Annotated in this window: 17 protein-coding genes and 2 pseudogenes; 9 read left to right on the forward strand and 10 right to left on the reverse strand. The window is 59.5% G+C overall.

Features of this window, described 5'->3' with window-relative positions:
- The first annotated feature begins 68 nt into the window (after positions 1-68).
- From KW839_RS01480 to KW839_RS01495, 4 genes are all read left to right on the forward strand, one after another.
- The gene (locus tag KW839_RS01480) at positions 69-851 is read left to right on the forward strand and encodes a class I SAM-dependent methyltransferase (protein WP_218423168.1); all 783 of its coding nucleotides are present in this window, start codon (positions 69-71) and stop codon (positions 849-851) included.
- A 203-nt stretch (positions 852-1,054) separates the two neighbouring features.
- Complete coding sequence (locus KW839_RS01485) at positions 1,055-2,839, forward strand: DUF1538 domain-containing protein (RefSeq protein ID WP_218423169.1); 1,785 nt, start codon at positions 1,055-1,057, stop codon at positions 2,837-2,839.
- Positions 2,836-3,198: a P-II family nitrogen regulator gene (locus KW839_RS01490; RefSeq protein ID WP_060540657.1), complete on the forward strand. Its 363-nt coding sequence runs from the start codon at positions 2,836-2,838 to the stop codon at positions 3,196-3,198. The genes KW839_RS01485 and KW839_RS01490 overlap by 4 nt, the downstream gene beginning before the upstream one ends.
- Entirely contained in the window at positions 3,195-3,566 is a 372-nt protein-coding gene (locus KW839_RS01495) for a hypothetical protein (protein WP_060540656.1), read from the forward strand. The genes KW839_RS01490 and KW839_RS01495 overlap by 4 nt, the downstream gene beginning before the upstream one ends.
- A 117-nt stretch (positions 3,567-3,683) precedes the next feature.
- Here KW839_RS01495 and KW839_RS01500 read toward each other — a convergent pair whose 3' ends face one another.
- A complete protein-coding gene (locus KW839_RS01500; protein ID WP_060540655.1) occupies positions 3,684-3,875 on the reverse strand; it encodes a hypothetical protein in 192 nt (63 codons plus the stop codon).
- Positions 3,872-5,023: a PepSY domain-containing protein gene (locus tag KW839_RS01505; protein WP_060540654.1), complete on the reverse strand. Its 1,152-nt coding sequence runs from the start codon at positions 5,021-5,023 to the stop codon at positions 3,872-3,874. The genes KW839_RS01500 and KW839_RS01505 overlap by 4 nt, the downstream gene beginning before the upstream one ends.
- A 363-nt stretch (positions 5,024-5,386) precedes the next feature.
- Between KW839_RS01505 and KW839_RS01510 the strand changes: the two genes are divergently transcribed.
- Positions 5,387-6,217 (forward strand): alpha/beta fold hydrolase, encoded by an 831-nt coding sequence (locus KW839_RS01510; RefSeq protein WP_218423170.1) that lies wholly within the window; start codon positions 5,387-5,389, stop codon positions 6,215-6,217.
- Positions 6,218-6,272: 55 nt separating this feature from the next.
- Here the strand turns inward: KW839_RS01510 and KW839_RS01515 are convergent, their stop codons facing one another.
- Positions 6,273-6,674: a carboxymuconolactone decarboxylase family protein gene (locus KW839_RS01515; protein WP_218423171.1), complete on the reverse strand. Its 402-nt coding sequence runs from the start codon at positions 6,672-6,674 to the stop codon at positions 6,273-6,275.
- A gap of 142 nt (positions 6,675-6,816) precedes the next feature.
- On the opposite strand from KW839_RS01515, the gene KW839_RS01520 reads away from it, so the two are divergent.
- Entirely contained in the window at positions 6,817-7,863 is a 1,047-nt protein-coding gene (locus tag KW839_RS01520) for an AraC family transcriptional regulator (protein ID WP_218423172.1), read from the forward strand.
- Between the two features lie 114 nt (positions 7,864-7,977).
- Positions 7,978-8,187: a hypothetical protein gene (locus KW839_RS01525; protein ID WP_218423415.1), complete on the forward strand. Its 210-nt coding sequence runs from the start codon at positions 7,978-7,980 to the stop codon at positions 8,185-8,187.
- Positions 8,188-8,314: 127 nt separating this feature from the next.
- On the opposite strand, the gene KW839_RS01530 is transcribed toward KW839_RS01525, so the two are convergent.
- A complete protein-coding gene (locus KW839_RS01530) occupies positions 8,315-9,196 on the reverse strand; it encodes a LysR family transcriptional regulator (RefSeq protein ID WP_218423173.1) in 882 nt (293 codons plus the stop codon).
- A gap of 99 nt (positions 9,197-9,295) precedes the next feature.
- Between KW839_RS01530 and KW839_RS01535 the strand changes: the two genes are divergently transcribed.
- Positions 9,296-10,507, forward strand: coding sequence for an MFS transporter (locus KW839_RS01535; protein WP_060540648.1), 1,212 nt, complete (start codon positions 9,296-9,298; stop codon positions 10,505-10,507).
- An 82-nt stretch (positions 10,508-10,589) separates the two neighbouring features.
- Here the strand turns inward: KW839_RS01535 and KW839_RS01540 are convergent, their stop codons facing one another.
- On the reverse strand, positions 10,590-12,326 hold the full coding sequence (locus tag KW839_RS01540; RefSeq protein WP_218423174.1) for a LuxR C-terminal-related transcriptional regulator: 1,737 nt from the start codon (positions 12,324-12,326) through the stop codon (positions 10,590-10,592).
- A gap of 156 nt (positions 12,327-12,482) precedes the next feature.
- Here KW839_RS01540 and KW839_RS01545 point away from each other — a divergent pair, with 156 nt between their 5' ends.
- Positions 12,483-17,396, forward strand: coding sequence for an autotransporter outer membrane beta-barrel domain-containing protein (locus KW839_RS01545; RefSeq protein ID WP_218423175.1), 4,914 nt, complete (start codon positions 12,483-12,485; stop codon positions 17,394-17,396).
- A gap of 316 nt (positions 17,397-17,712) precedes the next feature.
- Here the strand turns inward: KW839_RS01545 and KW839_RS01550 are convergent, their stop codons facing one another.
- The 5 genes and pseudogenes from KW839_RS01550 to KW839_RS27475 all read right to left on the reverse strand — a co-directional run.
- On the reverse strand, positions 17,713-18,720 hold the full coding sequence (locus KW839_RS01550) for an NAD(P)-dependent alcohol dehydrogenase (protein ID WP_060540645.1): 1,008 nt from the start codon (positions 18,718-18,720) through the stop codon (positions 17,713-17,715).
- 508 nt (positions 18,721-19,228) lie between these two features.
- Positions 19,229-19,360, reverse strand: coding sequence for a hypothetical protein (locus tag KW839_RS27470; RefSeq protein ID WP_256352454.1), 132 nt, complete (start codon positions 19,358-19,360; stop codon positions 19,229-19,231).
- Positions 19,361-19,370: 10 nt separating this feature from the next.
- A complete protein-coding gene (locus KW839_RS01555) occupies positions 19,371-19,610 on the reverse strand; it encodes an acyl-CoA dehydrogenase family protein (protein ID WP_371318041.1) in 240 nt (79 codons plus the stop codon).
- Positions 19,608-19,910 (reverse strand): annotated as a pseudogene (locus KW839_RS01560) (glycine zipper 2TM domain-containing protein); the annotation flags it as partial. The gene KW839_RS01555 and the pseudogene KW839_RS01560, both read right to left, overlap by 3 nt.
- Positions 19,911-20,004: 94 nt before the next feature.
- A pseudogene (locus KW839_RS27475) lies at positions 20,005-20,154 on the reverse strand (DUF3313 domain-containing protein); the annotation flags it as partial.
- Positions 20,155-20,160 lie beyond the last annotated feature (6 nt).

Consider the following 20,160-nt stretch of genomic DNA (forward strand, 5'->3'; position numbering starts at 1 on the left):
TCAAGATACGTTTGCGTCTTTCACAAGATCAACATCATCGGATTTTTAACTAAGCGTTTGGAGGATATGTGTCGGGACGACAGAAAAATAACAGTGTCACGGACGAAAGCTATTGGGATGGTGTGTGGTCACCTGCTCAATCCTCTTTGGCGCCCCTGAACAACTCGGATTTCTATTACGGTAAAAGCGGCCTTTTCGCCAGGCTGATCCAGGACAGGCTGGGGTCGATCGAGGGAAATAGTATTCTTGAGTTGGGCGGTGGCGGTGAAAACAAACGCCTCTTGTCCATGAGTAAATGGATGGGCGCAGACGTCACGGCACTCGATTTTTCGGATGAAGGACTGAAAGTCGTCAAGGAGCTTTTTGAGATCAATCAATGCTCAGGAAACTTCATCAACGGCGATATCTGCAACTGGGAATCTGACCAGCAGTATGACGCTGTCGTGCATTGGGGCGTACTGGAGCACTTCATTGATCCAAAGCCCATGCTTGAAAAATCATTCTCTGCACTAAAAGATAATGGCACGTTACTTTTCTCGATGCCTAACATGGAGGCTATTGGCGCACATCTGTGGAAAAGCTGGTGCCCCGATAACTGGTCGAAACATGTTTTACACTCCAGAGAACTCATCGAACAAACGTTGCAAGACATAGGCTTTTCCAGGATCAAAAGCTTCCACTACGGTGTCCCTTGCTTGAAAGCCGCGCAGTGGGAAGTAGCATCCCTGGCACAACACCCCATCAATGCATTGCAAAAAGTCTGCAGCGCATCAGCACGCTTGATGCCTATCTTTCACAAATATGGAAACAAGCATATTTCGATGGAGAGAGGATTCATCGCGCTCAAGTAATCGGTGCCTGGCCAACGAGTCAATGCACTATTGAGAATCAACTAATGCAGGCATTGACCTGACATAGCCACCGGCCTGGAAACTCAGGCCGCAGTTGAGATATGCAGCAAAAGAAATTCGCTTTATCTCGTGCTGCTCGCAGAGTGCCATGTTTGCGTGACCGGTTCCTTCTAATAGACAGATCAACCTCAACAGATGACCTTATGAAAGACCCCATTCGTTACGCCGACTATTTGCATAGGGTCGGAGCCCGTCGCCGCGAAATTCCCATGCGTGAACTGGTATCGGCCCCGGTACGCGATGCCGATGGCCGCTGGCAGGCCGCCCCGCACAAAGCTGCGAAATTGCGTGCAGGCGAGGTCGTCGCCATCCTCAAGCCGTATCTCAGCGTGCGGCTAATGGAGCAGGTTCGCGCCGTGGTGCCGCTGGCCCTTTACCTGGTGCTGTTCCAGATCATCATCCTGCGCCAGTTGGTGGAGGACTCGCTGCTTGTCGCCGGTGGCCTGTTTGCCGTGATCGTCGGACTGATGCTGTTCATGGAAGGCTTGAAGCTCGGCCTGATGCCATTCGGCGAAGTCATCGGCAGCAACCTTCCACGCAAGTTATCCCTGCCCGTGGTGTTACTGGTGACCCTGCTGCTGGGCATCGGGGTGACTTTCGCTGAACCGGCCATCGGCGCGCTGCGTGCCGCCGGGCAGAACGTTTCCGCAGAGCGCGCGCCTTATCTCTGGGCGATACTCAACCAGTGGACCAGTGAGCTGGTCCTGGTGGTCGGGGCCAGCGTCGGCCTTGCCGCAGTCATCGGGACGCTGCGCTTTCTCTACGGCTGGAGCCTGAAGCCGCTGATCTACATGTCCCTGGCCCCTGTTCTGCTGCTGACGGTGTACATGAGCAGTGATCCTGAGCTTGCAAAAATCATTGGCCTGGCCTGGGATGCCGGCGCGGTCACCACCGGGCCGGTCACTGTACCGCTGGTGCTGGCGCTGGGCATCGGCATTGCAGCTGCCGCAGGCAAAGGCGGTTCAGGGCTGTCCGGGTTCGGCATTGTCACACTGGCCTCACTGTTTCCCGTCATCGGGGTCATGCTGCTGGGTCTGTACGTGTCCGCTATTTCCTCGCCGGCGGAGATCATCGCTGCAGCCCAGAGCGCAACCGGCGCCGGACAACTGGCAGCAGACTGGCACAGGGTCAGCCCCGGACTGGAGATCGTTTCGGGGGTGCGGGCCATCGTGCCTCTGGTGATATTCCTGCTGATAGTGCTCAAACTGCTGCTGCGCCAGAGTCTGCCGCGGCGCAACGAGATCTTCCTCGGTATCGGCCTGACCGTGGTGGGCATGTGCGTGTTCAACCTCGGGCTGACCTACGGCCTGTCGAAACTGGGAGGCAGTGCGGGCTCGCTGATCCCGGCGGCATTCATGCAGACTCCCGGCGTGGACGACTCCCCTCTTTACATGTACGAGGTGGGGCTGGTGCTGGCCCTGGTTTTCGCCTGGGTGCTCGGGTACGGCGCAACCGTCGCCGAACCCGCGCTGAATGCGCTCGGCGTCACCGCCGAGACCCTCACCAACGGGTTTATCCGCAAGCGCAGCCTGATACGCGCAGTATCGATAGGCGTCGCCTGCGGTATTGCCGTGGGCGTGGCCAAGCTGGTGTTCGACCTGCCACTGGTGTGGCTGGTAATACCGCCCTACCTGCTTGCTGCGGTGCTCACGGTCTTTTCGAGCGAAGAGTTCGTCAATGTGGCCTGGGATAGCGCCGGCGTTACCACGGGACCGATCACCGTGCCGCTCGTTCTGGCCATGGGCCTGGGGCTGGGCAATGCCACCAACGCGGTCGAGGGTTTTGGCATTCTTTGCATGGCCTCGGTCGGCCCTGTCATCAGCGTCATGCTCCTCGGGCAGTGGGCGCGCTTGCAGTTGTGGAGACAGGCAAAGGCCACCACGCAACAGCCGGCGAATCAATTATTGAGCAGCGGAGAAGCTGGATGAAAGCTGAAGGGATTACCTACCTGACTGACGTTGCACTGATCACCTGCATTGTCGCCGTCGGGCGCGCAGACGTTGTGATACGTGCTGCACAAGGCATGGGCGCGCCAGGCGCCATCGTCTACCACGCCAACGGCATTGGCCCCCGTGAGCGGCTTGGCCTGCTCAGCATCGCCATCGATGCAGAGAAAGAAGTGGTCAGCCTGCTGGTGGCTGCCGAGTACCAGGATGCGGTTCTCGAGGCCATCTACCACGCCGCCGACCTGGGTGTTCCCGGCGCCGGCATGATCTATGCGACACCGGTGGAAAAAGTGGCCACCTACATCCCCCGTGAAACGCTGGAACAAGGGAAAGCCTCGTGAGCATGGCGAACGCGGCAATACCGGGCGGGGCGGCAAAACTCATCACCTGCATATTGCCCGACGACGGCACGGAACGCAGGCTGTTGCTCCTGCTGCAAGAGGCGCATGGCATTACCCGCGCGGACAGCGTCAGCTGCCGTGGCGTGGCCGTATTGCAGGCCGCCAAGGCACGCGGCAACGAAGTGCCGGAGGCGGTGCTCTCCCGGGTGGTCAACGTGGTGGTGGATGAAGCCGAAGCCGAAGCGGTGTTCGACTTCATCTGTGTACATGCCGGACTGACTGAACCTGGCAGAGGCGTGATGTACATGGTTGCGCTGAACTTCGCCACGCCAATGACGATGCCTGCGGCCGCCTTCCCTGCCGTTTAAGATCAACGCAAGTCAACACGCCCTCGAAGCAGCTCCATCATGGAGCTGCCAAACCGGATTGAGCTGCGCGGTTCGACAAGCCGACAGAAGCGCTGCAGAGCAGAACGCCGACTGCGATCACCCAAGCGCCCGTTTCGAGCGACGCAAGCGTAGCCAAACCACCCCGAGCAACAGCAACGGCACCCCAAGGCTGAGCCACGACAAAAGGTCATAGACCTCATCGCCGATCAATGCCGATATCAGGCCAAACAGACTCAATAGCGCCACGAGCAGTGGCCAGCGGAAGATCATCCAGAGCCCGCGCCTCATGCCCTGCCCTCCGTCTCAAGGTCGCTGGTCTGAAGTTCGGCCAGGCGTTTTTCCAGCGGTACCTTGCGTCGTCCCAGCCAGAGGTACAGACCGCTACCCAGGACGACGATGGTGATGATGTCGAGCAGTGTCCAGATGATCTTCAACGGCAAGCCGCCATAGTCGCCGAAGTGCAACGGTTGCGAGACCAGCAAGGTTTTCACGTACAGAGGCATCTCGCGCATATCGGTCAGCTCACCGGTGCTGGCATCCACCAGGGCGGGCTTGAGCAAACGTGCTGTCAGTGGCGTAGTCCCACGCATGAACACCGCGTAATGATGCTGGCTGCTGAACTGGGTACCGGGAAATGCGATGAAACTCGGCTCCATGCCCGGCGCCGCGTTACGCGCAGTTTGCAGCGCGTTGTGCAACGAGCCGAGACCCTTGAGCGGCGGTGCGTCAACGTAGGGCGCGGTCATCTCCGCCAGTTGGCCACTCTGCCACATGCCAAGTATCGGCAGCGCCAGCGTATTGATGACACCGGTGGCGCCAACCACCAGGACCCAGGCCAGGGTGACGACCCCGAGCACATTGTGCAGGTCCAGCCATTTCAGTCGTGAACTGCGCCCGCTACGCACGGTGGCAAAGTCCAGCTTGCGCATGAACGGTGTGTACACCACCACGCCGGAAACCAGCGAGGCCACCAGCAGCAACCCCATCAAACCGAGGAACAGATAGCCAGGCAGACCGAGGAACAAATCGGTATGCAGGCGAAACATCAGAGTCATGAAGCCATCGTCCGGTGGCTCTGGCGCAAACAACTCGCCGGTGCGCGTATCGAACGGCTGAACGTGAGCTTCAAGCGGCGGTGGCACCAGGGTCGGTGCAGTGATCACCGCACCCAGGGGGTCTTGCGGATCGAAACTGACGAATCGCACGACCTCACCCGGCCGTGCCGCCAGTGCACCGGCGATAACCTTGTCGTAGTCGATCTGTGGTGAATCGGCGGTAAGCGGACGCAGTTCCGGGTGCGGCTCGAAATAGTGCTCGATCTCTTCATGAAAGATCAGCGGCAACCCCGTCAGACACAGCAACAACAGAAAGACAGTGGAGATCAGGCTGGTCCACTTGTGGACCAGGTACCATTTACGCAAGGCTCGGGCAGTCATATTCGGTTCTTTCCTGAAAATTCCACGATTGCCGAGAGTTGCAACGTACGGCCGGCGTGCGGGCACACAAGACAATTGGCATAGCGCCAGTCTGGCTGTTTACGCTGGCCGCATATTTGGGAATGCGTCGCATTATATCCGGGCGTTTTATCCACTACAAGCCATGGGCCATCATCGCCAGGCCAGACCACTACGAAAGTTTCCAATCCAGAGGTAGATTCCCAGCGCCGGGCCATACTGACGGGTTCAGTGGTAGTGGCCGCAAGTTTGTTGGTACCGCTATCCAGCTTTAGCGAATGGACGCAAGCCGCTGATACGCACTCTGCAACCCAACACACATCCGATCATCAGGAGATGCACGCCATGAACTTCATTACCACCAAAGACGGCACCCGGATTTTTTACAAGGATTGGGGCCCGAAAGATGCGACGCCCATTGTGTTTCACCACGGCTGGCCATTGAGCGCAGACGACTGGGACAACCAGATGATGTTTTTTCTGCTCAAAGGCTACCGCGTGATCGCCCACGACCGCCGGGGTCATGGGCGTTCGACCCAAACCTGGGTGGGCAACGAAATGGACACCTACACCGCCGACGTCATCGAGCTGACCGATGAACTCGACCTTAAAGGTGCGATCCATGTCGGCCATTCGACCGGTGGCGGAGAAGTGGCGCGTTACACTGCACGGGCCAAACCAGGTCGGGTTGCCAAAGCGGTCCTGATCAGCGCAGTACCGCCGATTATGGTGAAGTCAGAGAAGAACCCCGGCGGCTTACCGCTGGAAGTGTTCGACGGCTTCCGGGCGGCGCTGGTCGCCAGCCGCGCGCAGTTTTACGTGGACGTGCCGTCGGGGCCGTTCTACGGATTCAATCGACCGGGCGCCAAGGTTTCCCAAGGTGCAATCGACAACTGGTGGCGGCAAGGCATGATGGGCGGTGCAAAAGCTCACTACGATTGCATCAAGGCGTTTTCCGAGACCGACTTCACCGAAGATCTGAAGGCGATTGAGGTGCCGACACTGGTGATGCATGGCGATGACGACCAGATAGTGCCGTATGCCGACTCTGCGCCGCTTTCGGCCAAACTATTGAAGCACTCCACGCTCAAGACGTACGCGGGTTTTCCTCATGGAATGCCAACAACTCATGCGGATCAGATCAACGCTGATCTGTTGGCATTCATCCGCGGTTGAGCACTCACGGCACGACGGCGCGCTGAGCGCCGTCGGTGTCGGTGTCCAAGGAAATTCAGTAGCTGCCTTGCCTCGGGCCCTCCGCCGCCAGCTTCTGCGCTTCTTCAATCAGCAGAGGCGCGCCCACCGCCATGCTGTGGATGCCCAGCACCGAGGTCAGCTGCAACACTGCAAGCACTTCCTCTACGCTGACGCCAAGCTCCAGGGCCTTGCGGATGTGACGGCGTACGCCCGGAGCGTACAAATGAGTGCAAGAGGCGTCGACAGCGATCGAGATCAATTCGACAGTCTTGGGGTCCAGCACCTCTTTATGCATGGGGTGCACGGCCATGGAGAGGAATTTCTCGATCCACTCGGCATCCAGTTCGGCCATGGTGCTCCAGGCTGGATTCCAGTTGCCGGCTTCGCGCATGGCATCGCAGGTTGGCGTGGTCGGCTTGGGCTGATTCAGCGGCATGGACAGTTCCTTTATTATTGTTCGTCGTTGAACCCACTGTAAGGTCACTTTGCTGATTCTGGTTGACCGATCGGGACATGAACTTGACATTTCGGGACATCGGCCTGCTAAGCTGGTCACTGTTTCGCAATGGAAATCACCTATGAGCGGTCTTGTTCGCAGTGCCAGCCTGACCAACTACGTGGAAGTGGCGCGCTCGTTTGATGTTGACCATCTGCAGCAGTTGCGCCTCGCCGGCCTCCATCCACGATGCCTGCTCGAACCGGATTTGAAGATCCCTACCGACGCCGTAGCGCAACTGCTGGAAAGTTCTGCGCGCGAGGCCGGTGTCGACGATTTTGGTTTGCGCATGGCGCAAACTCGCAAGCTCTCCAATCTGGGCCCGCTGGCACTGCTATGGCGCGACGAGCCAACCATCCGCTCGGCCTTGCACGCGTTTCGCGACTTCCTCTACCTGCACAATCAGGGGCTGGTAATGAATATCGAGGAAAGCGGCGGCGTCGTGGTCTTGCGCATGGAGCAAGTCACAGTGGGCAACGTGTCGGTCCGTCAGACCACGGAGTTATCCATTGCGGTGACCCACCGCCTGCTGAAAACCTTGCTGGGTAATCACTGGCATCCATCCATGGTTTGCTTCCGTCACGCTGCGCCGCTCGACGACAGCCGACACCGGCGAGTGTTCGCCACTTCGGTCCAGTTCAACAGCCTGATGGATGGCATCGTTTGTCGCAGTACTGACTTCGACACGGCACTGCCAAGCGCCGATCCGGACATGGCGCGTTATGTTCATCAGTATCTGGACAGCATCCGCGAAGAATCCAGGACCGCGTTACTTGAACAGGTGCGCCAGATGATCTGGATGCTCTTGCCCACGGGCCGTTGCTCGGTAGAGCAGGTTGCGGCCAACCTGGGCTTTGACAGGCGTACGCTGCATCGCAAGCTGGCACTGGAAGGTGAAACATTTTCTACCCTGTTGGACCAGGTACGTGCCGAGTTGGCAATGCGCCACCTGGCACATTCCAACCACCCTTTGGGCGAGATTGCCGGTGTCCTGGGGTTTTCAGAACTCAGTGCCTTCTCTCGCTGGTTCAGTCGGCACTTCGATTGCAGTCCCTCCAACTGGAGAGCGCGTCAGGCCAGTTGCAGACCTGGATCGCGCCCCAGGCAAGGCCCGCCTGGTTTCCCGTAGATCCGCACAGGGATGGACCGCTTATCGGCCGGGAGTCACCCTGCACCGATCTGGACTGCTGCCATGTGGACCTGTTCATCGCAATTATTTTCGAGATTGCCGAGGCCGTAGCTCATGGCCGCGCAAATCGCCAGTGCGCTCGCCCTGGCTGCCTGCGCGAAGATCGAGCAGATAACACTGACACAGATGCAGAACAATCATGACAGTAGCGTAGGCGCAGTACTCGGCGGCCTTGGCGGAGTCGGAGTCGGAGTCGGCAGCCTGATCGGTCGCGGCACCGGGCGCCCTCATCATTTACGACTCGCGCAGGGTTCAACGGTGTAATGAGCCCCCATTAGCCTCCTGGCTAATTTCGACCCTCGGACGATACACAAACATCACGTCAATACCGACCTCGACGGCATCGCTGGCTCGCCGATCAACCTGCGCCGCGAGCAAATTGGAACCGTGTCTATCGGCTTGAACAAAATCCGTCCAGCGAAGACGCCATGAACGCCTCGGCCGCAGGTGTTGGAGACGTGGACCACAGCACATAGACACAGCGCCCAGGTGCATCGCTCACAGGGATCGCTACCATTTCGCGTAACCCTTGCGCGATGGTGGCTGGTACCAAGCCAATGGCCAGACCACGGCGGACGAATTTTTTCACCAGGTCCATGCTATCGACCTCGAACTGCACACGGTGATGGAGGCGCTGCGCCATGAACGCTTCGTCTGTCTGGCGCCGTGCACTGGTGCCGGAAGGAAAATCCACCAGAGGTTCCTCCACCAGGTCGGTCAGCGACACTAAAGTGCTCTTCGCCAAGGGGTGACTCTGCGGCACCACGACGACCAATTCCTCTTCAGCCAGCAAGCGCCATTGCACTCCTTCCAGGCGTTCTCCCGGCCAAAACCCGACAAAGGCGATATCCAGGCGGCGTTGCCGCACATCGTCAAGAAGCGTTTCGCTCTGGGCCACCCTCAAGCGGATGTCCACCTGATCGAATCGCTGATGGAACTGCCCTAAGCATTCGACCAGATCGAGGGAGGTCAGTGACGAAATTGTTCCTATCGATAAGGCGCCACGCACCTCTCCACACGCTGCTGCCACGTCATGGGCCACTCGCTGTGCGGCATCGAGGGCAATTCGTGCACTGCGCACAAACGCTTCGCCGGCGGGCGTAAGGCTGACGCGCCGCGACGTTCGCTCAAACAGCTTCGCTCCCAGTTGCCCCTCCAGGCGTGCCACCTGATGGCTCAGGGCCGACTGCACGGTGTGGCAGCGTTCGGCGGCCAGGGTAAAGCTGCCTTCCTCGGCCACGGCCAGCGCATATTCCATTTGCTTAAGGTTCATGAGTATCTTGTTTTACGATCAATCGGATCTCAACAATACATTGGTGTCATACATACGCGCTATTGATACTGGCCGCCTCACTATTCCAAGGAGGTTTGTATGTCGCAGACTCGCCCGCTACTCAGTCGCGGATTGACGTTCCTGATGGCGACCGCTACCGGTCTGGCCGTGGCCAGCAATTACTACGCCCAACCTTTGCTGCACACTATTGCCGCAGAGTTTGGCCTGGAAACCCGCGATGCCGGACTCATCGTCATCGCCGCTCAACTGAGCTATGGCGCAGGCTTGTTTTTCCTGGTGCCGCTGGGCGATCTACTGGAGCAACGGCGCCTGGTTGTACTCATGACAATCCTCAGCGCCCTGGGCCTGCTGCTCAGTTGGGCGGCACCGAGTGTTGGCTGGCTGATTCTGGGCACCACCCTGACAGGGCTGTTTTCAGTGGCGGCACAGGTTCTGGTGCCCATGGCTGCCAGCATGGCCGAGCCCGAACGTCGTGGGCGCGTAGTCGGGACCATGATGAGCGGTCTATTGCTCGGCATTTTGCTGGCGCGCACGGTAGCGGGCGGTCTCTCGACCTTGGGTGGGTGGCGGAGCATCTACCTGGTGGCGAGTGCCTTGATGCTGATATGCGCAATCACCCTATGGAAGGCATTGCCACCGCGTCGCCAAACGGTCCAGATGAGCTACCTGCAATTGCTTGGGTCGGTACTGCAATTATTCATCGATGAACCGGTGCTGCGCTTGCGAGCCGGATTGGGGATGCTCAGCTTTTGTCTGTTTGCGTTGTTCTGGACACCCTTGACGTTTCTTTTGGCGAATGCACCCTATGAGTATTCCGATGCCACGATTGGCCTGTTCGGGTTGGTGGGAGCAGCCGGAGCATTGGGGGCCTCGCTAGGGGGACGCCTGGCGGATCAAGGTAAAGGACTACTCACCACATTCGTTGGTTTGGTGGTGTTGCTGTTGGCTTGGGTGCCTTTGTTGTGGGCCAAAGAATCGTTGATTGCGTTGTTGGTTGGCGTAGTGGTTTTGGATCTGGCGGTGCAATTGGTGCATGTCAGTAATCAGAACGCTGTCTATGCACTGCAACCACAAGCCCGCAATCGCCTGAATGCAGGCTACATCACTTGCTATTTTCTCGGCGGGGCAATGGGTTCGATGCTCGGCGCTCAGCTCTACCAGGCACAGGGTTGGAACGGGGTCGTCATCGCCGGGATTGCCATCAGCCTGTTGGCGTTAGCGGTGGGAAGTATCGGCCTGATGCGCCAGCGCAGGGTGCACCTGCCAACAGCTGCAGACTCAGGTATATAGGGAGACCGCGCGTGAGATAAAGGGGTGACGGGTGACAGCTTTTACACCCGTTGCAGAAGTCGGCGCCGGTTTTCCTATGCCCCTAATGTGAAGAGCCCAGGTCTTGTGCCACATCCAGTTCAAGGCGCCACACAAGAGCCTTGCCATCCACACTGGATTCGGTCTGCACCTTGCCTTGCAGTTCCAACACCAGGCGCTGGATGCTGGCATACGCCAACAGGGCCGATGGGGCGTCCTCGGCCGGTTCATGCCAAGGCGACAATTCAAGACTCAGGCGTAGAAAGCCACGGGGCAAAATGTGCGTCGTCAGAATCATGGAGATTTCGGGGGGCGGTGTTCCCTGCAGCAGATAGGCAAACAGGTTTTCCAGCAATTGACGGTAATGTCGGACATCGATCCAGGCGCTTTTCAAGCCCCGCAGGCCCGGCCCCAGATTCAACTGACAACCCTTTGATTCAAGCTGCGGGTGAATGGGCCCAAGCAGCTCTTCAGTCAGTGCTCCCAGGTTGCGGGCCTCATGCTGTGTCTCCTGATGGTGGGCATCGAGCATTATCCAGTCGTCGAGCCTGGTCAGGGACTGGCGCATACTGTCGACGTGCCGGCTCAGCGTGTCCAAAATGCGTTCAGAGTGGTCGAGCTCTGGCAACAGAATTTCCCTTAGGCTTTTATTCATCGCCTCAGTTTGCGCCTTGAACTCCTGGCTTACCGCCATCAGCGTGGAACTTTTCAGGTGACTTTCGTAACGAGCCTCGGCACCTTCGTGACGCAATTTGGTGAGCAGCCTGTCGCGTTCCGTCAGGTCGCGCATGCCACCGAACATGGCGACAAGTTCACCGGCCTCGTTACGGAATGGCGTACACCAGATATACATAACGTTCGATACCCCGTCATTCTCGAACACGACTTCGGCCATGAACGACTCCTGGCGGATGACGGCTTCGCGCATGCGCATGTGTGAATTCTGGCGCATCTGCGCCGGCAGCCATTTTGCCTGCGCAAGCGTGGTGCCTCGAATGTTCTCGAAGCTTTCACCTGTGTACGCAAGGTAACGGCGATTACTCATCAGTAGCCGTCCTTCCAGATCGCGCACGAACATTGGGTATGGCGCCGAATCGAGCAACGCACGCAACAAGTCGTATTCACGCAGCAGTTGCGGATCCAGGTAGGGCTCGTGCCCAACGCCGGGGTCTTCACCGGCGACCAGGCCAAACGTACGGGCCACTTCCAGCAACTGGAAATCATTGCTGACCTTGAGCTTCTGATGCAGGCGCGCTTTGTAGGTACTCACTGTTTTGTAGCTGAGGCTCAATTGCTCGGCGATGTCTTTATTGTTGAGCCCTTGACTGAGCATCTGCAAAACCGTGAGTTCGCGTCCTGACAATTGCTCCAGTTCGCTCTCACCCTCCCCGCGCACGCTTTGGGCGTCCTGACGGGAAACTTCACGCGGAAAATAACGGCGCCCATGGCTGAGCGCCACAAGGGCACTTTCCAGCTCTGTCACGGCGTCGGCTTTGCTGACATAGGCATCCGCCCCGGCTTGTAGCGAGCGCGTGGCATAGAGACTGGCCTCCTGGACGCTATAGACCAGCAACTTGATGTCTTCGTGGCTGGCCCTCAGTCGGCGCAGCAGGTCCAGACCGCCCAGACCCGGGACCAACAACTCGATGATCACCATTTCCGGGTGCAACTGGCGGCATTGCATCAGCGCATCCTGGCCATTGTCGACTTCGCCCAGCACGGTGTGGCCTGCACGCTCAAGCAACGCCCGCAGACCATTGCGAACGATGGGGAGCGGGTCCACGAGCAGCACGGTGCCCATGCTTTTTTCCCTATGAGTCGATTCCTGTGCCCAAGCATAGACCAGGGCAACAATAGAGAGTCACTCCTACAACCACGTTAAAACGTCTCCGACATCCCCGGCCATCCCCGACGAGCAGACTGCTGGCATCTACTTTCCAGCGCCCGCGAGGCTGCCATGACTACTCACAACGACAAACCAGCCACTCACCCTACCTTTCAACATACCCCCCTGGGGCGTGCCATCAGCCTGCTTTTGGCCGGTGTATTCACCTTCTGCGTGACAGAAGCCGAAGCCGAGGAGAATTCAGTTGTGCCATGCGCCGACGACTTTTTCCCACCCTCCTCAGCCGCTGCCATCGCCGCCCCTTCGTACCTTTTGATCGCCATGCGCGCCAGTGAGCAGGCCCCGCTGGTTTTCACCCGGCAGTTACTGGGCACACCCGCCCCGCTGGTCGTTACCAGCGCCGATGGTATTGGCATTGCCGACGCTGGCAGCCATGACGACGCCACCGTCAACCTGAGTGCAACCCGCACCATTGGCGTGTTGGCGCAAGCGGCGAGCAGCGTCGGTTTCGAGCGCGGCACCGTCAACAGCATCGCCCTGACCGCCGCCAATGCCAATGAGCAAACAGCCCTGCAGGCACACGACGGCGGCCAGTTGAGCGGCACGGGAGTGACCGTCAATCTGGCTCCGAAGACTGCAAAAGGGGCCATCATCACTGCGAACAACTTGACCGGTGTCAGTGCGCAGGCGGGTGGTCAGGTATCGTTGCGCGACAGCGAAATCACCCTCGGCGGAGGCGTCAACGGTCTGAACAATCAAGGGCTGGTCGCCACGGGCACCGGCAGCCACATCGACTTCCTCGGCGGTTCGGTCAACACCCAATCGAAGGGCTCGATCGCAGCGCTCGCCCAAGACGGCGGCAAAATCACCCTAGGCCAAGGCAGCACCCTCACAACCAGTGGTGCCAACAGCCCAACCACCGGCAGCCATGGCCTGAAGGCGCAAGGCGCGGGTAGCCAGATCAGCGCCCGCCAGGTCAGCGTCACTATCAGTGGTGCCCGGGCCAATGCTGTGCGTGCCGAGAGCGGTGCGCGTATTGACCTCGACGCTGCCACGCTCGATACCGGTAGCGCAGTGTATGGCCATGGCCTGCTGGCGACGGGTGAGAACAGTCAGATTTCCCTCGACAACGGATCCGTCACGACCGCCGGTAAAGGCGCTGTCGGTGCCTGGGCGCAGGACGGCGCCCGAATCCAGCTGGGGCAAGGCACGCAAATCAGCACCAGTGGCGCGTCCGTCAACAATGCTTCGGCGCCGCAGGATGAGAAAACCCTCAGTATCAGCCACGGGTTGCTGGCCAGCGGCAGTGATAGCCGGATCGATGCCACCGACGTTACGGTGCGCAGCAATGCCGTCTCTGCCAGCGGTGCCCGCGCCGAAGCGGGTGCAAACATCCAGCTTGAACGCAGCGAACTTATCAGTACCGGTGCCGCCACCAGCACCTCCAGCACCGCTGTGCTGCACGCCCAGAGCGGTGCCAGCATCTTGGCCGATGGCGTCCACGCCAGCGCAACCGGCAACTACATCGGCGGTGCACGCGCCGATGGCAATGGCAGCAAGGTCACGTTGAACCAAGGCAGCGTGGCGCTCAAAGGCGCTGGCAGCGCCGCTGATTTCTCCTCCGCTGCCCGCGCCATGAATGGCGGCGCCGTGAGCATCGAAGGCACCGGGTTGTCGACTCAGGGAACCTTCAGTCACGGCGTCAGCGTCGAAGGCAACGACTCCCGGGCCACCGTTACCGGTAGCCGCATCGCCGTCGGTGGTGCCCGCGCCCATGGCGTTTATGTCAACGAGGGTGCCAGCGCCGAAGTGAGCAGCAGCGACATCCGTCTCGATCCTGCGGCAACCGCAGTCGGCCCCTGGGGGCTCGGCGCATTGGTTGAAGGCCAAGGCTCGCGCCTGCTGCTGAACGACAGCGAAGTGCGTACCACACAAAAAACCAGCTATGGCGTACGCGCCCTCGACGGTGCCGACCTGGAACTCAACAATGGCCTGATCGACACACAAGGCAACTATTCGGCCGGGCTTAGCGCAGGCAGCTCGACGGTGGTTGCCCGCAACCTGAGCGTCCGTACCTCGGGCGATGACAATGCCATGGGTGTCGTGGCGGACGCCGGCTCGACCATCAACCTGTACGGTGGATCGGTGACCACCAGTGGCAACGGCTCACCGGTGCAATCGAACCTGACCTTCCCCCATGCCTTGACCTCACGTAACGAGGGGGCCCAGCTCAATGCCTATGGCACCAGCGTGCAGACGCTTGGCAATCAGGCCTATGGCGCTGCGGTGGATGATGGCGGCAGCATGCTGCTGGAGGGGCTGACGGTAAAAACCGCCGGACAATACTCGACTGGCCTTTACGCCGGCATCGGTACACTCAAACCCGGCCAGGTGAGCCTGAGCGCCCGCAATGTCAGCGTCGAAACCCTGGGTCAGCAAGCCGCCGGCGCACTGGTCAGCCGTCAGTACCAGTCCCCGACGGCCACCCTCGAATTGATCGACTCCACACTCACCACCCGTGGTCAGTTGTCCCATGGCCTGCAAGCCGAATCCGGGGCACAGCTTCGCGCCAGCAACAGCGCCGTCAGCACCCATGGCGAAAGCGCTCTGGGCGTGCTGGCCAACAACCAGGCCGGCGTGCAACTCGACCAGGTCGGGGTTAACACCCACGGTGACCTGGCCCATGCTCTGGTGGCCAAAAACGCTGCCGTGCTGGACGTCACCCACAGCACCATCAATGCCGGTGGCGGCCAGGCTGCGGCGCTCTACAGCCAAGGCACAGACACACTTCCAGGCCAGGCAAACGTGGACAACAGCGTGCTGCACAACCGGGAGGGCGCAACCGTAGCCGTCGCTGGCGTGGCCGATCTCAAGCTGCGCGACAGCGTCGTGGGTGGCAGCGGTCAGTGGTTGAATGTCGACAGCGCACTGGACAGCGATGGCAGTCAGGTACCGGACATGGGCACAGGCCTGTGGCAAGGTGTCGGCCGCTCGCTGGCCAGCGCAGGCAACGCCAATATCGATGTGGCAGGCTCAATACTCAACGGCTCGGCCCGTACGGCCGGCGATAGCCATTCCACTGTCAATTTGCGCGATAGCAGCCTGTGGAACCTGACCGGAGATTCGAATCTGGGCACCCTGCGCAATGAATCCAGTCTGATCGACTTCAGCGCACCAGTGGGCGGCAAATTCAAGAATCTGACGGTCAACGCCTATCATGGCGCCAACGGCACCTTCGCGCTCAACACCTACCTTTACACCGACGACTCCCCTTCCGACAAGCTGGTAGTGGACGGCGGCAAGGCCGATGGCAACAGCAATCTACTCATCAAGAATGCCGGGGGCCCCGGTGCCGTGACCCAGGGTAATGGCATCCTCGTGGTCGATGCAGTCAACGGTGCAACCACCACAACCGACGCGTTCCGCCTGCTCAACAAGGTCAAGGCCGGCCCTTACGAATACAACCTGCACCGTGCCAGCCTTGATGGCAGCAACACCCAAGCCTGGTATTTGCGTTCGACCCGGGACGTTGGCCCGGTTGATCCTGTTGATCCTGTTGATCCTGTTGATCCTGTTGATCCTGTTGATCCTGTTGATCCTGTTGATCCTGTTGATCCTGTTGATCCGGTAGTGCCAGTGGAACCGGTCAAGCCTGTTGACCCAGTCGTACCTGTGACGCCGGTCAAGCCTGTTGAACCAGTCGTGCCTGTGACGCCGGTCAAGCCTGTTGATCCAGTGGTGCCTGTGACGCCGGTCAAGCCTGTTGATCCAGTGGTGCCAGTGGTACCGGTCAAGCCTGTTGATCCAGTCGTGCCGGTGGTGCCGGTTAAACCTGTTGAACCAGTGTCGCCAGTAGTGCCGGTCAAGCCTGTTGACCCAGTCGTGCCTGTGACGCCGGTCAAGCCTGTTGAACCCGTCGTGCCAGTGGTGCCATTTGACCCGCAGACTTCAGAAACCCCGAGTACTCCGTCCAATCCGGAGGTACCGGTGGTGCAACCGCAGCAACCGCTCGCGCCAATGCGCCCGCAAGTACCCAACTACCGTGCGGAAACCTCGCTGTACCGCGCGCTGCCCGGGATGCTCCTGAACTACAGCCGTGCCATGGTTGATACCCTGCATGAGCGCGTCGGCGAAGAACGCCGGATGAGCACCGATGCGCTGCCCGTGGAAGCAGTCGACAGCTACGGCCCAAGCCTGGGCTGGGGGCGGTTGATCCACCGCAAGGGCAACGACGAACTGGGCGATAACGCACGCTCCGACTACCGGATTCAGGCGTTCCAGGTCGGTGCCGATCTGTACCGTAACGAAGACGTCGATGGCAGTACTGACCAGGCAGGCCTGTCGCTGAACATCGGCCGCATCAGCGCCAGCATTGAACACAGCGACGGTACCAACGCTGGCGACGATCTGCTGCGCGCCTACGGTGTCGGTGGCTATTGGACACACTTCGGCCCTGAAGGCTGGTACCTGGACGGCGTACTTCAGTTCAACCGCTTCGACATCAAGGCAACCCCCATTGACATGGATGCGTTCAAGACCCGCGGCCACGGGGTCACCGCTTCCCTGGAAGGTGGCTACCCGTTCCATGCCAACAAAGACAAAAACCTGCACATCGAGCCACAAGCCCAGGTGATCGTCAGCAAGGTCCGGATCGACGACAACCATGACGAGGCCGCCAAGGTGCGCTTCGAAGATGTGGACTCCCTGACCGGCCGCCTTGGTGTACGTATCGACAAAGACTGGTTCCGCGAGGACGCCAAAGGCAAGCTACATCGCACCAACGGATGGGTTCGCCCAAGCGTCTGGCACGAGTTCAAAGGCAAGACAAAGACCGAGTTTTCTTCCACCGACGGCTATGTTCCCTTCGCCACCGACATGAGCGGGACATGGGGTGAGCTTAATCTGGGCGTCGACTACCAGGTTGATGAACGCACCACCGTCACCGGTTCGGTTGGCTATCAGAAAGCATTTGGCGAGGACAGCCGAAGCTATGAAGGCATACTCGGGATCAAGGTGAAGTTCTGAATAAAAACGCCCGGTTCGATCGGGCGTTTTCCAATCATCAGCAAGCGCGACAAGGGGCGTTAAACTTCAGTTCGGAACTGGTCCGGGACGTTTTCCCCTTGTCATAGGCAGAAGTCGGTCGATTTCTGCCTTTTCCTTTGAGGAGAATCTGGCACGCGACGCTGGATTTGCGCCGGTTATCCCGCTGGCGCGAGCCAATGCAGGTTTGCCGGGCTGCCCGCTTGGCGGCGTTTGGACCGAGGCCAAACTCAAGCGTAATTCAAGCTCATCTGCGCGCTTACCCCGGCCAGCTTTCGCGTCAGGAAGTGCTTTGAGTTCAATAGTGAAGGCAGATCTTGCCAAAGTGACTGGCGCTAAGCTGGTGGGCAAAGGCCTCGGCAATCTGCTCCAGTGGATAGCGGCTGTCGATGACGGGGCGCCAGCTGAAGTTTTCCAGTGCTCGCACCATATCCTGCTGCTGCTCGCGACTGCCGACGATCAAGCCACGCAGAGTTTGTTGCTTGCGCATCAACTCCAGAGTTGGAACGCTGCCGCAAATACCGGTGAGTACGCCTATCAGCGCGATGTGGCCGCCGGGTGCGCAGGCGCGTATGGATTGGGGCAATGTGCCTGGACCACCCACTTCGACCACTATGTCGGCACCACGCCCCTCTGTGGCGTCCAGCACGGAGTCTCCCCACTCTGGTTGGCTTTTGTAATTGATGACTTGGTCGGCCCCCAGCGCCAGTAGGCGCTCCCTCTTGGTTTCGGACGAGGTCGTGGCAATTACCCGGGCGCCCATGGATTTGGCCATCTGCAACGCCAGGATGGAAACGCCACCGGTTCCCAGCACCAGCACCGTATCGCCCGCCTGAATGCGCCCGTCGACCACCAGCGCACGCCAGGCGGTCAGGCCTGCCGTGGTCAGAGTGGCGGCTTCTTCGTGGGTGTAGCCCTTGGGCGCAAGGGTGAACGCATCAGTAGCCATGTTGACTACTTCGCGGGCAAAGCCGTCGACGCCATCGCCAGGCACCGTCTGAAAGGTGGTGGGCACGACCCGCCCCGATTTCCAGGAGGGGAAGAAGCACGACAGCACGTGGTCGCCAACGGCGAACTCGGTCACTCCTTCGCCAACAGCGGTGACGACTCCGGCACCATCGGACATGGGGATGCGTCCATTCTCTGCGCGGGCATGGCCGGTGACGACGCCGAGGTCGTGATAATTGAGCGAGCTGGCATGAATCCGCACCTGAATCTCACCCTCTTGGGGCGCACCCGGGGCAGGCATGTCGACCAGGCGCATATTATCCAGACCAGCGGGGTGTTGCAGTTGAATGACTTTCATGATGGTCCTAGAGTTAGTCTTGCGCTAAAGCACGCATGCTGTTCATACCGATGACGAAGTGCAACTTCAGGTCGTTCTTTGCGCACAGTACGTGTTGATGCCTCTTTATAACAATACCGCCGACCTAGCGCCCATCCCTTCATATCCCATTTCCTGATGCTACGCATTTGATCCGGGGGCAATCGGTACACGACGACGCCTTCCTGCACGAAGCCTGCGTTCAGCTTGAAGCGCACTTTGCAATAGGCCACGCCACTGCTGGTCGAAACCGGCGGCGCGTTGGCCATCAGAGGTCTGGATATTGGTGAACTTCATGGCTGGATCTTCATTTGCAAAATGGGCAGGCGTTAACCTACAGCGACGGCCCCTTCGAGCCCGCTGCGGGGTCAGTGTTAACGATGAACGCGTGATTACTTGGGCGCGTACTGCATCTCGTCGCCACCGAATGACCAGTCTTCACGGTTGACATCTCCGAGCCGGCCGCCCGAAGGGTTTGCCGGGCGCTTTATCACGACCCTTGCTGGGCGGCATCGTTCAAGGCCAACTGGATCGCTTGCCCGGCCAAGCCCTTGAGCGTCTTGTCCAGGTGTTTGCCGAACGGCACCATGCCCACACCGGCAACGTATGCATTCATCTTCATGTCGAGGTTCTCAGATCCGTGAAATCAGGGTGCCGCCCTTGATGGCGAGCATTTCGTTGCAAGCGTCCTCGATCATCGAGGCGCGGGCATCGCGCAGCAGCTTTTCCACCGGGTACTCGCGAGTGACGCCGTTGCCGCCGAACAGCTGGATCGCTTGCGAGGTCACGTCGAAGGCGGTCTGCGTCGCGGTGATCTTGACGGCGATGGAACCTTGCAGCGCCGGGCGTGGCGCCAACTGGTTGAACAGCACGATGATCTGCTGCGCCTCTACCGGTTGATCGTACTTTTTCTTCTCGGCGTAATTACCACCCACCGCCCCGGCGAGAGCGCCGGCGACCATGGCGACATCACGCCCGGTACCACGGCCAATCAGGCTGCCGATCCCCAGGCCACCCAGGCCACCGAGGACTGCGCCGACGCCACTGTCGTGATTGGTCTGCATTTGTGTCAGTGAAATCTGCTCGATTTTTCCTGAGCGAATTTCAATTTCACCAGCGCCGCCGTCGGTTGAACTGACGGCCGAGCAGGCACTGATCAGTACAGCCGCCAGCTAAGTTGGGGAATCGAAGCGATGAATAAAGTCGCATGTCAGCAATCCTCTGCTGGAGGGTGTCGAGCGGCCGTCGTGGCGGCTACGCCAAGGTTCAACTGCGAATGAACGCCCAAAGATCGACATTCAATTTATCGATTGCGGCCTTGAAGTCCTGGGCAGTAATTTTCTGGCTTTCATTTTCCAGGCGGACGCCAAAGGCTTTGCGTACCACCCTGGCGACGGTTTGGTTGGTTTTCGCATTCGCTGA

Origin of the sequence: Pseudomonas sp. PDM31 (assembly GCF_019218965.1) — a bacterium.
Classification (GTDB): Bacteria; Pseudomonadota; Gammaproteobacteria; order Pseudomonadales; family Pseudomonadaceae; genus Aquipseudomonas.

Bases quoted from the DNA above. Each gene is read 5' to 3' on its own strand.
- KW839_RS01485 (WP_218423169.1), top strand. From the start codon at position 1,055: ATGAAAGACCCCATTCGTTACGCCGACTATTTGCATAGGGTCGGAGCC.
- KW839_RS01510 (WP_218423170.1), top strand. From the start codon at position 5,387: ATGAACTTCATTACCACCAAAGACGGCACCCGGATTTTTTACAAGGAT.
- KW839_RS01525 (WP_218423415.1), top strand. From the start codon at position 7,978: ATGGCCGCGCAAATCGCCAGTGCGCTCGCCCTGGCTGCCTGCGCGAAG.
- KW839_RS01490 (WP_060540657.1), top strand. From the start codon at position 2,836: ATGAAAGCTGAAGGGATTACCTACCTGACTGACGTTGCACTGATCACC.
- KW839_RS01545 (WP_218423175.1), top strand. From the start codon at position 12,483: ATGACTACTCACAACGACAAACCAGCCACTCACCCTACCTTTCAACAT.
- KW839_RS01520 (WP_218423172.1), top strand. From the start codon at position 6,817: ATGAGCGGTCTTGTTCGCAGTGCCAGCCTGACCAACTACGTGGAAGTG.
- KW839_RS01515 (WP_218423171.1), bottom strand. From the start codon at position 6,674: ATGCCGCTGAATCAGCCCAAGCCGACCACGCCAACCTGCGATGCCATG.
- KW839_RS01530 (WP_218423173.1), bottom strand. From the start codon at position 9,196: ATGAACCTTAAGCAAATGGAATATGCGCTGGCCGTGGCCGAGGAAGGC.
- KW839_RS01550 (WP_060540645.1), bottom strand. From the start codon at position 18,720: ATGAAAGTCATTCAACTGCAACACCCCGCTGGTCTGGATAATATGCGC.
- KW839_RS01535 (WP_060540648.1), top strand. From the start codon at position 9,296: ATGTCGCAGACTCGCCCGCTACTCAGTCGCGGATTGACGTTCCTGATG.
- KW839_RS01505 (WP_060540654.1), bottom strand. From the start codon at position 5,023: ATGACTGCCCGAGCCTTGCGTAAATGGTACCTGGTCCACAAGTGGACC.
- KW839_RS01540 (WP_218423174.1), bottom strand. From the start codon at position 12,326: ATGGGCACCGTGCTGCTCGTGGACCCGCTCCCCATCGTTCGCAATGGT.
- KW839_RS01500 (WP_060540655.1), bottom strand. From the start codon at position 3,875: ATGAGGCGCGGGCTCTGGATGATCTTCCGCTGGCCACTGCTCGTGGCG.
- KW839_RS27470 (WP_256352454.1), bottom strand. From the start codon at position 19,360: ATGAAGATGAATGCATACGTTGCCGGTGTGGGCATGGTGCCGTTCGGC.